Raw genomic sequence first — 13,476 nt, forward strand, 5'->3', positions numbered from 1 at the left:
GTCACATCTGGTGCTCCACTCCGGAGCGCGGCGGACCGGCCTCATCGGACTGTTCGAGCAGCTCAGGGGCCTGCGGCTGGCGGGGGGCCAGCTCGATCTGGGCCGGCGTGGCCAGCTCCTGGTCGGAGACGCCCAACTCGGCGAGCTTGCGGGCGCTGACCAGCACCCGCGCCTCCAGCGAACCGACCGCCCGGTTGTACGCGGTGACCGCGCCGCCCAGCGACGCGCCGAGCTTGCCGACGTGGTCGCCCAGTGTGGACAGCCTCCCGTACAGCTCCCGGGCCAGCAGGTGCACGGTGGCGGCGTTACGGGCCAGCACCTCCTGCCGCCAGGAGTAGGCGACGGTCCGCAGGAGGGCGACCAGGGTGGCCGGCGTGGCCAGCACGACGTTGCGGGCGAACGCGTGCTCCAGCAGCGTCGGGTCCCGCTGGAGTGCCACGTCGAGGAACGGGTCGGCCGGCACGAAGAGCACCACGAACTCCGGCGTGATGTCGAAGGCGGACCAGTACGACTTGGCGGCCAACGCGTCCACGTGCATGCGCAGGTGCCGCGCGTGCGCGTCGAGGTGGGTGTCCCGGCCGCGCTCGTCGCGCGCCTCCATCGCGGTCAGGTACGCGTCGAACGGCGCCTTGGCGTCCACCACCACCGACCGGCCCCCGTGCAGCCGTACCACCAGGTCGGGGCGGACTCCCTGGTGGTCGGTGGACGCGGTGACCTGCTCGTCGAAGTCGCAGTGCTCCAGCATGCCGGCCGCCTCCACGATCCGCCGCAGCTGGTGCTCGCCCCAGCGGCCCCGCACCTGGGGCGCCCGCAGCGCCGCCACCAGCTGCTTCGTCTCGGTGCGCAGCTCACCGGAGACCGAGGACATCGCGCGGACCTGCTCGCGCAGCTCCGCGTACGCGTCGACGCGGTCCCGCTCCAGCTCGGCGACCCGCAGTTCGTAGCGGCGCAGCGTGTCGTGCAGCGGAGCCACCGCGCGGGCGACCGCCTCCTGGGACTGGGCCGTCGCCTCGTAGCTCAGCGCGCGCATGGACTGCTCCAGCCGGCCCTCGCCGTCGCGGGTGGCCTGCAGCGTGGCCTCCAGCCGGGCGATCTCCGCCGCCGCGCGGGACCGCGCGGCGAGCCAACCCAGCGCGCCGCCCACGGCGAGGCAGACGACCACCACGGCCAGCGTCGAGAAGCTCATGCCGCAGAGCTTGCCAAACGGGTACGACCTACGAACGGTGGGTACGTAGCGGTCCATGGAGACTCTGCTGTGTCTCGGCATCCTCGCCGTCGGTGCGGTGGTCGCGATCGCGGTCGTCAGCGCCCAGGCGAGGGCCCGCCGGGGTGACGAACTCGGTGACGCGCGCGCGGAGGCGCAGCGGTGGTACGAGCGGCTGGGCGGCCAGCTGATGAACCTGCACGGCGAGCAGCCGGCGGTGCGGCAGGCCCTGGCCGACGCCGGTGAGCGGTACAACGCCGCCGGGTCCCAGTTGGAGCAGGCGCGGACGCCGCAGCAGTTCGCGCTGGCCCGGGAGACCGCGCTGGAGGGGCTGGCGTACATCCGGGCGGCCCGGACGGCGCTCGGCATCGACCCCGGCCCGGAGCTGCCGCCGCTGGCCGCGGCCCGGGGTGCCGGCCAGCTCACCCGCGAGCGTCAGGTGGACGTGCAGGGACAGACCTTCAAGGCCGGCCCGCAGCCCGGAGGGGACACGCCCTACTACTACCCCGGTGGGCGGTTCCAGGGGCGGCCCGTTCCGGCCGGCTGGTACTCGACGCCGTGGTGGAAGACGGCGCTGGGCGCCGGCGCCGGCGTCGTGGGTGGCCTGCTGATCGCCGACGCCCTCTTCTCGCCCGGCTGGGGCGACCCGGGCTACGGCTACGGCGAGGGCTACCAGGAGGGTTTCCAGGACGGCGCCGGGTACGGCGACGACCAGGGCGGCGACGACCAGGGCGGCGACGACCAGGGCGGCGACGACCAGGGCGGCGGTGACCAGGGCGCCGACGTCGGCGGTGCTGACCAGGCGGGCGACTTCGGCGGCGGTGGTGACTTCGGCGGCGGCTTCGGCGGCGGCGACTTCGGCGGCGGCGACTTCTGAGCGCCGCCGGGCGATGGATGCAAGGAAGGGCCCCTTCTTAACAGTTGCTGTTAAGAAGGGGCCCTTCCTCTACGCCAGGCGTTAAGCGGGGGCCCTTCCTTACACCTCAGCCAGTGTTGCGCATGCCGGCGGCGATGCCGTTGACCGTGGTGAGCAGGGCCCGCTCCAGCGCGGTGCCGTCGCTCGGCGCACGGCGGCCACCCGGTGCGGTCACCACCGCCCGTCCGGCGGCACCGGAGTCCCGGTACTGCCGCAGCAGAGCCACCTGGAGGTGGTGCAGCGGCTCCAGGTAGGTGTCCCGCACGGCGAGGGTGCGCTGGAGCACCGGCGAGTTGTCCAGCAGGGCCGGTGCGGCGGTCACCGCCAGCACCTCCTGCCTGGTCAGCTCGTACTCCTCCTCGATCTTGTGGAAGATCGGGTGCAGCTTCTTCGGCACCAGCGTCTCCACGTACCGACGGGCGATGCCCAGGTCGGTCTTGGTCAGCATCATCTCGACGTTCGACAGGAACGTCCGGAAGAAGTGCCAGTTGCGGTTCATCTCGGACAGCACGTCGGCCAGGCCCGCCTCTCGGGCGGCGGCCAGCCCGGTGCCCACCCCGAACCAGCCGGGCACGATCTGCCGGGTCTGCGTCCAGCCGAACACCCACGGGATGGCGCGCAGCCCGCTCAGGCCCGCCCCGGTGTTCGGCCGCTTCGCCGGTCGGGAGCCGATGTTCAGTGCGCCGAGCAGTTCCGTCGGGGTCGACGCCCAGAAGTACTCGGGCAGGTCCGGGTCCTCGACCAGCGACCGGTAACGCCGGTACGCCGACTCGGACACCACGTCCATTGCCGCGTCCCAGCGCTCCAGCATCTCGGCCGGTTGCCGGGGTGCGGTGTGCAGCAGCGTGGCCTGGAGGACCGCCGCCACGGTCAGCTCCAGGTTCTCCCGGGCCAGCGCCGGCAGGGTGTACTTGTCGGAGATGACCTCGCCCTGCTCGGTCACCTTGATGGCGCCGTCCAGCGTGCCGTACGGCTGGGCCAGGATCGCGTCGTGCGTCGGCCCGCCACCGCGGCCCACCGTGCCACCCCGGCCGTGGAAGAGCCGCAGGTGCACCCCGTGTCGGGCGGCCACGTCCCGCAGCGCCCGCTGGGCCCGGTGGATCGACCACTGGCTGGTGGTGATGCCCGCCTCCTTGTTGGAGTCGGAGTAGCCGAGCATGACCTCCTGCACGTCGCCGCGCGCCGCGACCAGCGCCCGGTACGCGGGCAGCGAGAGCAGCTCGTCGAGCAGCTCGCCGCCGGCGTTGAGCTCGGCCGGCGTCTCCAGCAGAGGGACGATCCCGATCCGGGCCCGGCGGCCGTGCACGTCGACCAGGCCGGCCTCGCGGGCCAGGACCACGGCGGCGAGCACGTCGTCCACGCCCAGCGTCATCGAGATGATGTACGACTCGATCACCTCGGCGCCGAACCGGTCCTGCGCCTCCCGGATGGTGCCGAAGACGTCGAAGGTCTTCCGGGCGGCCTCGGTCAGCGGGGTGTCGGCGGTGGAGAGCGGCCGGCGGCCGGTCAGCTCGTCGGCGAGCAGCTTGGTGCGCTCCAGCCGGCTGAGCGCCGCGTATTCGGGGACCTCGCCGACCGCAGCGTAGAACTGGCTGAGCACCTCGTGGTGCTTCTCGGCGTGCTCCCGGACGTCCATCGTCGCCAGGTGCAGGCCGAACGCGGAGACCGTACGGATGGTGGACGCCAGGCGGCCGACGGCGGTGAGCTGCCCGGCGTTGCGGGCCAGCGAGGCGCGCAGGAGCTCCAAATCGGCGATCAGCTCGGTCGCACCCCGGTAGTCCCGTCCGGGCACGTGCGCCGTGCCCTGCCGCAGCCGCTGCCGGGTGTTCGCCAGCTTCGCCTTCACGCAGCGCGCCTTGAGCCGGTAGGGCTCCTCGGCATTGACCCGGCGGAACCGGGGTGCGACCTCGGGCAGGGCGTCCAGGTCGGTGGCGAGGCTGGCGGAGAGGTCCAGCGAGACCGCGCGCAGCCGCCGGGAGACGGACACCTCGTTGATGAGCTGGTCCATCGCCTTCTCGGTGGCGGCGATGCCATGCTCGTGCTGGATGATCAGCACCTCGCGGGTGACCGTCGGGGTGACGAACGGGTTGCCGTCGCGGTCGCCGCCGATCCAGGTGCCGAAGGTCAGCGGCCGGGCCGTCGGGGACGTCTCCACCCCGAGGGTGCGCAGCGTGTCGGCGAGGTCGTCGAGCACCTGCGGCGCGGCCTCGGCGAACAGGTCCCGCAGGTAGTAGATGGCGTTGCGGGCCTCGTCGGTGGGGTCGGGCCGGTCCAGCCGCAGTTCGTCGGTCTGCCACATGAGGTCGAGCAGTTCGGCGAGGCGGCGGTTGGCCGGGCCCTCGTCGCTGGCCCCGTACAGGATCGCGTTGGCGGTCTCGGTGTCCAGCTCGTCGGCGATGGCGCGCAGCTTGGACAGGATCGACCGGCGGGCGGCCTCGGTGGGGTGGGCGGTGAAGACCGGCCGGACGGCGAGCCGGCGGGCCGCGGCGGCGATCTCCTCGGCCGGCACCCCGCGTTCGGCGATCATCTTCGCCGCCTGGTCGAGCCAGCCGCCGTGCGTGGCGCGCCGCCGTCGCAGGTCCCGGGCCCGGTGCACCTGCTCGGTGATGTTGGCCAGGTGGAAGTAGGTGGAGAAGGCGCGGGCCAGCTTCGTGCCGGTGGTGACGTCGAGGCCGCCGAGCCGCTGGGCGGCGGCCGGTGCGTCGGACCGGACCTGAGCACGGATCTCCTCGACCAGGTCGAGCAGGGGCCGACCCTCCTGCCGGGCGAGGGTCTGACCGAGCAGGGTGCCGAGGCGGCGGATGTCGGCGCGCAGTGCGGCGTCGGGGCCGTCGTGGTCGTGCTGGTCGGTCACGGGTGCGCTCCTTACGTGAGTACGAAGGACAGCGCTGTCCGATCCCCTGGATGGTATCCGCGCCGACCCCGATGTAAGGAGGGGCCCCTTGTTAACGCCTGGCGTTGTAGAAGGGCCCCCTCTTCACACCTCCGTCGTCGGGCTCGGCGTTTGCGCTGGTCGGCAGGCCGCCGGGTCGCCGGGCGGCGCGACCCGCCCGGCGGCGGGCGTAAAAGATCGTGGCGGTGAGCACACCCGGCACGCCGAGTGGTGTCCAGACGATGGGACGACGCGGTCGGTGGTCGACGGTCGCCGGACGGGACCCCGGTCGGCATGTCGCGGGCGTGGGGTCGTACAGGGATGATCTGTGGTACTACAGGGCATTTTGCCACCCGGCATCCGGCCGGGCGGCTGCGTGGCGAAACCCGCTCGCCGCCGTCGGTAGCGTCCAGGCATGACGTCGCTGAGGTATCCCCCCAAGCCGAAGCCGGGCGACCGCGTCGCGGTCGTCTCACCGTCCGCCGGGCTGCCGGCCCTCTTCCCCCACGTGCACGAGCTGGGTCTGCGCCGGCTGCGCGAGGAGTTCGGCCTGGAGCCGGTGGAGTACCCGACCACCCGCGTGCTGGGCGCCGACCCGCGCGACCGGGCCCGGGACCTCACCGCCGCCTTCGCCGACCCGTCGGTGACCGCCGTTCTCGCCACCGTCGGCGGGGACGACCTGATCACCGTCACCCCATACCTGGACGACGAGGTGCTGCGGGCCAACCCGAAGCCCTACTTCGGATACTCGGACAACACCAACGTCCTCAACCACCTGCACCGGTTGGGGATGGTCAGCTACCACGGCGGATCGGTGCTGGTGCACCTCGGCCGGCCGGGCCGGCTGGACCCGCTGACCGCCGACTCACTGCGCGCGGCCCTGTTCACCACCGGCTGGTACGACCTCACCCCGGCCACGGAGTGGGGCGACCAGCCCAACGACTGGAACGACCCGGCGAGCCTGGCCCACGAACCGCCCATGGTCCCCGGCTCGGGCTGGCGCTGGCAGGGCCCGGCGACGCTGGTCGAGGGCCCGGCCTGGGGCGGCAACCTGGAGGTGCTGAACTGGTTGCTCGCCGCCGACCGGGTCGCCCCCGTGGCGGATCTCGCCGGCTCGGTCTTCGTGCTGGAGACCTCCGAGGAGCTGCCGTCGGCCACCGAGGTGTTCCGCATCCTGCGCAACCTGGGGGAGCGCGGTCTGCTCGGCACGTTCCCCGCCGTACTGGTCGGGCGGGCCAAGGCATGGAACTTCGACCGGCCGCTGTCCCCGGCGGAGAAGGAGGTCTACGTCGCCGAGCAGCGGGACGCGGTGACCCGGGCGCTGGCCGCGTACCACCCGGACGCGGTGGTGGTCTTCGACGTCGACCTGGGTCACACCGACCCGCAGCTGATCGTTCCGTACGGCGGGGACGTCCGGGTCGACGCGGTGGCCCGGCGGATCTCGGTGCGCTACTGATGGGCAACTCCGTCGCGTACCCGATCCGCGCACCCGGGACGTCCAGCAGGCCATGAACGCCGCCGGCGGCCTGCTGGCCCTGGCCGGCCTGCGGGAGATCGTCGTGGAGCTGTGGGCGCGTACCGGGCGGCACTCCGGTCTGCCCCGCTACGTCGAGGCGTACGGCCACTGGCTGCACGCCCGGGGCCGCGACCGGATGTTCGTGGGCGGGCAGGAGCCGGAGCGCGCCGAGTGGCTCGCCCGGAAGGTCGGGCTGACGGTGCTCGGCTTCTGACCCCGGCGCCGCCGACGGCGGTGGCGGACCGCGCACCGCCCCTGTCAAGGGGTGTGCGCGGGCGCGGAGCTGCGGGCCTCCCCGAACAGGTCCGCCCACTCCGCCCCCACCGCGTCGGCGGCATCCGGGGGACGTCGTCCATCCTCGGCGCGGGCAGGTGGCCGGGTCTTGAAGATTCTTGCTCGGTTGCGCGCGGTCCGGTTCCGCCGTTAACAAGGGGCCCTTCCTCTACCGCAGGCGTTAACGGGGGGCCCTTCCTTACACCTCAGGCGGTGAGGAGATGGCGGAGGCGGGCCGGGGGGTGGCCGATCTGTTCCCGGACCACCCGGGTGAGGTGCGCCTGGTCGGCGAAGCCGTACGCGGACGCGACCACCCGCAACGGCGGCCCGTCGGCCTCGGCGAGTGTGTCGAGCACCGCCCGTACCCGCACCCGGTTGCGCCAGGCGGTGAGGCTGCTCCCGGTGACCCGCTGGAAGACGCGGCTGAGGTGGTGCGGCGACGCGCCCACCTCCCGGGCGACCTCGGCCAGGCCGAGTGAGAAGTCCCCTTCCGCGAGCACCTCCCGCGCCCGGTCCGCCAGGTGCCGGTGTGCGGCCAGCGTGGCCGCGCGCCGGCCGACGGCCCGGTCCAGGTCCGGGTCCACCCCGGCCAGGTCGCGGTCCGGCGAGGCGTGGCGGAGCAGCCGGTCGAGGAAGCGGTGCATCCGTTCGGCCATCTCGAAGCGGTCCAGACCACGCCGGAACTGCGCGACGAGCATGCGGTGGGCCAGGTCGAGCGTGCCGTCCGAGGTGCCCTCCCAGCCGGCGGTGTGCAACCAGCGTTCCGTGTCCGACCGCTCGGCAAGCACCTCCGGGTCGATCTCCAGGCAGGTGTACGAGTCGCCGCAGCCCAACGGGTGGGCGACCGCCATCTCGTCACCGGGCCGCAGGAGCAGCACCGCGGTCGCGTCGGAGAAGGCGGTGCGGCCGTTGAGCCGGCGCCGGTACACCCCCGCCCGGCCCAGCATGACCTTGTGCACCGTCTCCGCGGCGGGCTGGGACCAGCCGTGGTGCTCGACGATGCAGTGCACCTGGTACGCCAGGATCCCGTCCGGGTGGCCCAGCACCCGCCAGCGGGCGGGCGAGGTCTTCTGACGCGGGTCACTGCCGACGCCTTCCGGCATACGTCCTCCCCAGGTCGTCGTCACCGGCGCGCGGGCCGATCCACCCCACACGGGCGTCGATCGTCCTACCGGAGAGATAGTGTCGACTGGTGGGACCCCCCGTCCAGCCCGGACGAGGGGTGATCGTCGTGCCGTCGCACTGGAGCAGATCACATGCTGACCGGACTCTTCGCCGCCGCCCTCGCCGACCCGGCCCTCGCCCGGGCGCGTGACCTGGCGCGCTCCGGTGCGGCGCGCGTCGACGGTCTCGACCTGACCGCCCCGGCGGCGCTGCGGCCGTTCGCGGTGGCGGCCGTGGCGGCCGACGAGTCCGACGGGGGCGCGGGCCGGTCGGTCCTGGCGGTCACCGCGACCAGCCGAGAGGCCGACGACCTCGCCTCGGCCCTGGGCAGCCTGCTTCCTCCGGAGCAGGTGGCGGTGTTCCCCTCCTGGGAGACGCTGCCCCACGAACGGCTCTCGCCCCGCTCCGACACCGTCGGCCGGCGGCTGGCCGTGCTGCGCCGGTTGGCGCACCCGGAGTCGGCGGACGCGCACGGTCGCACCGGGCCGCTGCGGGTCGTCGTCGCGCCCGTCCGGTCGCTGCTGCAACCGCAGCTCAAGGGGCTCGGCGACCTGGAGCCGGTGCAGCTCGCCGCCGGCGACGAGGCGGACCTGGAGGAGGTGGCCCGCCGGCTGACCGACATGGCGTACGCGCGGGTCGACCTGGTCACCAAGCGCGGCGAGTTCGCGGTGCGGGGCGGCATCCTGGACGTCTTCCCGCCCACCGACGAGCACCCGTCCCGGGTCGAGTTCTGGGGTGACGAGGTGGAGGAGATCCGCACCTTCGCCGTCGCCGACCAGCGCACCATCGAGGGGGTCGCGCACCTGTGGGCGCCGCCGTGCCGGGAGCTGCTGCTCACCCCGGCGGTGCGGCAGCGGGCCGCCGCGCTCGGGCAGGAGCACCCGGAGCTGGCCGAGATCCTCGACAAGCTGGCCGAGGGCATCCCGGTCGAGGGGATGGAGTCGCTGGTCCCGGCGCTGCTCGGCAACGAGAGCTTGGAGCTGCTGGTCGACACCATGCCGGCCGGCACCCACGTGCTGCTCTGCGACCCGGAGCGCATCCGCACCCGGGCGCACGACCTCGTGCGTACCTCCGAGGAGTTCCTCCAGGCCAGCTGGGCCGCGGCCGCCGTCGGTGCCCAGGCCCCGGTCGACCTCGGCGCCGCCGCCTTCAAGACCCTCGCCGACGTACGCGCGCGGGCGCGTGCCCTGCGCCAGCCCTGGTGGACGCTGTCGCCATTCGGGCTGGCCGAGGCGGACGCGACGCCGGCCCGTCAGCCCTGGGAGGACGCGCCGACCGAGGTCGACGTCAGCCCCGACGACGCGATCGCGGTGACCCTGGCCGCCCAGCCCGCCCCGCTCTACCACGGCGAGACCGCGCGGGTGGTCGACGACGTGAAGCGCTGGGTCGGCGAGGGCTGGTCGATCGCGCTGGTCTTCGAGGGGCACGGTCCCGCCCAGCGGGCGGTCGAGGTGCTCCGCGACGCCGGCCTGGGCGCGCGGATGGTCGAGGAGGTGCCGACGGCGCCCGTCCCCGGCGAGCTGGTGGTCTCCTGCGGCTGCCTGACCTCCGGCTTCGTCGACGAGGCGGCCCGGTTCGTGCTGCTGACCGGCAACGACGTCACCGGCGGGCGGGGCACCTCCACCCGCGACATGCGCAAGATGCCGAGCCGACGGCGCAACACCATCGATCCGCTGGAGCTGAAGGCCGGCGACTTCGTGGTGCACGAGCAGCACGGCATCGGCCGGTACGTCGAGCTGGTGCAGCGCACCGTCAACGGCGCCAGCCGGGAGTACCTGGTCATCGAGTACGCCGCGAGCAAGCGCGGCCAGCCGGGCGACCGTCTCTTCGTCCCCACCGACCAGCTCGACCAGCTGTCCCGGTACGTCGGCGGCGAGCAGCCGACGCTGCACAAGATGGGCGGCTCGGACTGGCAGAAGTCCAAGGCCCGGGCCCGCAAGGCGGTCAAGGAGATCGCCGCCCAGCTGATCCAGCTCTACGCGGCGCGGAAGGCGTCCAAGGGCCACTCGTTCGGCCCGGACACGCCGTGGCAGCGGGAGCTGGAGGACGCCTTCCCCTGGCAGGAGACGCCGGACCAGCTCGCCGCCATCGACGAGGTCAAGCGGGACATGGAGCAGACCGTCCCGATGGACCGGTTGATCTGCGGCGACGTGGGCTACGGCAAGACCGAGATCGCGGTCCGGGCGGCCTTCAAGGCGGTGCAGGACGGCAAGCAGGTCGCGGTGCTGGTGCCCACCACGCTGCTGGTGCAGCAGCACTACAACACCTTCGCCGAGCGGATGAACCAGTTCCCGGTGACCATCCGGCAGCTGTCCCGCTTCCAGACCGCGAAGGAGGCCGAGCAGACCCTGGCGATGGCCGCCGACGGCACGGCCGACATCGTCATCGGCACCCACCGGCTGCTCCAGGCGGCCACCCGGTTCAAGTCGCTCGGCATGGTGGTCATCGACGAGGAGCAGCGGTTCGGCGTCGAGCACAAGGAGCACCTGAAGTCGATGCGGGCCTCCGTCGACGTGCTGAGCATGTCGGCCACCCCGATCCCGCGGACGCTGGAGATGGCGATCACCGGCATCCGGGAGATGTCCACCATCGCCACCCCGCCGGAGGAGCGGCACCCGGTGCTCACCGCCGTCGGGGCGTACGACGACCGGCAGGTCGCCGCCGCGATCCACCGGGAGCTGCTCCGCGACGGGCAGGTCTTCTACCTGCACAACCGGGTCGAGTCGATCGACCGGACGGCGCGGAAGCTGCGGGAGCTGGTGCCCGACGCGCGGGTGGCGGTGGCGCACGGCCAGATGGGCGAGGAGGCCCTGGAGAAGGTCATGGTGGGCTTCTGGGAGAAGGAGTTCGACGTCCTGGTCTGCACGACGATCGTGGAGTCCGGCATCGACATCCCGAACGCCAACACCCTGATCGTGGAGCGCGCCGACCTGCTCGGCCTGGCGCAGCTGCACCAGATCCGGGGCCGGGTCGGCCGGGCCCGCGAGCGGGCGTACGCGTACTTCCTCTACCCGCCGGACAAGCCGTTGACGGAGAACGCCCACGAGCGGCTGGCCACCATCGCCCAGCACACCGAGCTGGGTGCCGGCATGTACGTGGCGATGAAGGACCTGGAGATCCGGGGCGCCGGCAACCTGCTCGGCGGTGAGCAGTCCGGCCACATCGAGGGCGTCGGCTTCGACCTGTACGTGCGGATGGTCGGCGAGGCGGTGTCGGCGTTCAAGGGCGAGCGTCAGGAGGAGGAGGTCGACGTCAAGATCGACCTTCCGATCGACGCGCATCTGCCGCACGACTACGTCGGGGTGGAGCGGCTACGGCTGGAGATGTACCGCAAGCTGGCCGAGGCCCGGGACGAGGATCGGCTGCGCGAGGTGGTCGCCGAGATGACCGACCGGTACGGCGAGCCGCCGGCCCCCGTGCAGAACCTGGTGGCGGTGGCCCGGTTCCGCCTGCTGGCCCGCCGGTACGGGCTCACCGACGTGAGCATGCAGGGCAAGCACATCCGGTTCGGCCCGCTTCCGCTGCCCGACTCGAAGCAACTGCGGCTCAAGCGCTACCACCCGGACTCGGTCTACAAGCAGGCCGTGGACCAGGTCAGCGTGCCGCGCCCGAGCACCCGCCGGGTGGGTGGTGAGCCACTGCGCGACCAGGCGCTGTTGGAGTGGTGCGCCCAACTGCTCTCCGACGTTCTCGGCGAACCCGCGGCCCTCGTCGGGGCCGCCCGGTGAGGGGTGGGGGGCGTCACATCGCCCGGTCGGGGCGTGAGAGAGTGACCGTCATGCGTGCTCGCCGTCTTGTCGCCGTCGCCAGCGTGGCGGTCGGTCTCGTCGCCCTTGCCGGTTGTCGCACCGAGCCGGGTGTCGCCGCGTACGTCGGCGACCACCGGATCGCCGAAAGCACGGTCGACGGCATCGTCGCGGAGCTGGCCGCGGCCTCGCCGGCCGCGCAGGCCGCTCCCGGCGAGCCGGCGGCGGAGCGGCCGCAGATCCGCCGCACCCAGATCGTCAGCACGCTCGTGCTGCACGAGGTGTGCCAGCGGGTCTCCGCCGACAAGGGCTACCGGGCGCAGACGCCGCCGGAGCCGGAGCGCGTGCGGCAGCAGCTCGGTCTCGCCCCGGGCAGCGTCTACGCGCAGCGTTCCGCCGAACTCAACAGCTGCCTCTCGGGCCTGCCGATCGGTAGCCCGGTGGCGCCGACCCAGGAGGAGCTGACCGAGCTGGTCACGGCCGGCAAGACCGCCGGCGTCATCCCGGCCGAGGTGACGGTCGAGCAGGCGGCCAGCCAGCTCGACGGCGAGCAGCTGCGCAACGCGCTGGCCGCGAAGAAGGCCCTCGGTGAGGCGGTCTCCGGGTACGACGTGACGGTGAACCCGCGGTACCGCCCGCTGGAGTTCCCGGTGCTGTCGTTCAACAGCAACGCCGCCGCGGTGAGCGTCCCGCTCGGTGAGCCGGGCACGGGAGCCGTCACCGACGTCACCACCCCGGAGCCGCTGCCGTCGGTCGAGCCGGCCGAGCCGAGCGAGCCGGTCGACAGCTGAGCATGTCGGCGCGGATCGTCCTGCTGGTCACCTCACCCCGGCTGCCGGCCGGGTTGCTGACGGCGGCCGCCTGGGACGTCGTACGCCAGGCTCCGGTGCTGGCCGGGGCGGAGAGTGAGCTGACGACGGCGATCCGCTCGACGGGCGCCGAGGTGAGCGTGGTGGACGGCCCGGCGACGCAGGCGTTGCTGGACACGGTGGCCGCGCACGGCACGGCGGTCTGGCTGTCCGGCCCGGCCGGCGACGAGTCCCTGGCGCGGGAGCTGGGGTTGCGGCTGGCCCGCCAGCCGGGCCTGGCCGAGCTGGAGCTGATGTACGGCTCGTGGGATCCGCCCGGTGCGCGCCTCCTCGACGCGGTGGCGGTGATGGACCGTCTGGCGTCGCCCGGCGGCGACCCGTGGAAGCGGGCGCAGACCCACCGCAGCCTCGCCGGGTTCCTGCTGGAGGAGTGCTACGAGGCGTACGACGCGATCAGCGCGGGGGACACCGACGCGCTGCGCGAGGAGTTGGGGGACGTGCTGCTCCAGGTGGTGCTGCACGCCCGGCTCGCCGAGGAGTTGCCCGAGGACCAGCGGTGGACCGTCGACGACGTGGCCGGTGGGCTGGTCGACAAGATGGTCCGGCGCAACCCGCACGTCTTCGCCGACGGTGCCGGCGGCACGTTGGAGGAGATCGAGGCGAACTGGGAGCGGATCAAGCGGGCCGAGAAGGCACGGGACTCGGTGCTGGACGGCGTCGCGCTGAGCCAGCCGGCGCTCGCCCTGGCCGCCAAGATCCTGGACCGGGCCGCCCGGGTCGGCCTGGCCGTGCCGCCCCCACTGGCCGACTCCCAGGTCGACGAGGAAGCACGACTGGGCGCGTCCCTCCTGACGACGGTAGCCGCCGCGCGACAGGCGAACCTGGACCCGGAAGCAGCCCTCCGCCGCGCCACCCTGGCCTACGCCGAAGCCGTCCGCACCGCCGAACGCGCCGACCGCACCGGTTGATCAAGGAG

At 73.2% G+C, this 13,476-nt stretch carries 9 protein-coding genes; 6 read left to right on the forward strand and 3 right to left on the reverse strand.

Features of this window, described 5'->3' with window-relative positions:
* Nucleotide 1: 1 nt before the first annotated feature.
* Nucleotides 2-1,186 (reverse strand): DNA recombination protein RmuC, encoded by a 1,185-nt coding sequence (locus tag ACTMSW_RS01345; protein WP_441178548.1) that lies wholly within the window; start codon nt 1,184-1,186, stop codon nt 2-4.
* 55 nt (nt 1,187-1,241) lie between these two features.
* Between ACTMSW_RS01345 and ACTMSW_RS01350 the strand changes: the two genes are divergently transcribed.
* Nucleotides 1,242-2,081, forward strand: coding sequence for a hypothetical protein (locus ACTMSW_RS01350; protein WP_441178549.1), 840 nt, complete (start codon nt 1,242-1,244; stop codon nt 2,079-2,081).
* Nucleotides 2,082-2,187: 106 nt separating this feature from the next.
* Here the strand turns inward: ACTMSW_RS01350 and ppc are convergent, their stop codons facing one another.
* Nucleotides 2,188-4,974: a phosphoenolpyruvate carboxylase gene (ppc, locus tag ACTMSW_RS01355; RefSeq protein ID WP_441178550.1), complete on the reverse strand. Its 2,787-nt coding sequence runs from the start codon at nt 4,972-4,974 to the stop codon at nt 2,188-2,190.
* Nucleotides 4,975-5,407: 433 nt separating this feature from the next.
* On the opposite strand from ppc, the gene ACTMSW_RS01360 reads away from it, so the two are divergent.
* Nucleotides 5,408-6,448 (forward strand): S66 family peptidase, encoded by a 1,041-nt coding sequence (locus tag ACTMSW_RS01360; RefSeq protein ID WP_441178551.1) that lies wholly within the window; start codon nt 5,408-5,410, stop codon nt 6,446-6,448.
* 52 nt (nt 6,449-6,500) lie between these two features.
* Complete coding sequence (locus ACTMSW_RS01365; RefSeq protein WP_441178552.1) at nt 6,501-6,722, forward strand: hypothetical protein; 222 nt, start codon at nt 6,501-6,503, stop codon at nt 6,720-6,722.
* 265 nt (nt 6,723-6,987) lie between these two features.
* On the opposite strand, the gene ACTMSW_RS01370 is transcribed toward ACTMSW_RS01365, so the two are convergent.
* Complete coding sequence (locus tag ACTMSW_RS01370; protein ID WP_441178553.1) at nt 6,988-7,884, reverse strand: helix-turn-helix domain-containing protein; 897 nt, start codon at nt 7,882-7,884, stop codon at nt 6,988-6,990.
* Nucleotides 7,885-8,037: 153 nt separating this feature from the next.
* Between ACTMSW_RS01370 and mfd the strand changes: the two genes are divergently transcribed.
* Genes mfd through ACTMSW_RS01385 form a run of 3 tightly spaced genes read left to right on the forward strand, consistent with a single transcriptional unit; the run spans nt 8,038 to nt 13,468 of the window.
* The gene (gene mfd / locus ACTMSW_RS01375) at nt 8,038-11,673 is read left to right on the forward strand and encodes a transcription-repair coupling factor (protein WP_441178554.1); all 3,636 of its coding nucleotides are present in this window, start codon (nt 8,038-8,040) and stop codon (nt 11,671-11,673) included.
* Nucleotides 11,674-11,723: 50 nt separating this feature from the next.
* Nucleotides 11,724-12,482, forward strand: coding sequence for a hypothetical protein (locus ACTMSW_RS01380; protein WP_441178555.1), 759 nt, complete (start codon nt 11,724-11,726; stop codon nt 12,480-12,482).
* 2 nt (nt 12,483-12,484) lie between these two features.
* On the forward strand, nt 12,485-13,468 hold the full coding sequence (locus tag ACTMSW_RS01385; protein ID WP_441178556.1) for a nucleoside triphosphate pyrophosphohydrolase: 984 nt from the start codon (nt 12,485-12,487) through the stop codon (nt 13,466-13,468).
* The last annotated feature ends 8 nt before the right edge of the window (nt 13,469-13,476 follow it).

The sequence above is a fragment of the Micromonospora sp. BQ11 genome, assembly GCF_052068135.1.
GTDB lineage: Bacteria > Actinomycetota > Actinomycetes > Mycobacteriales > Micromonosporaceae > Micromonospora.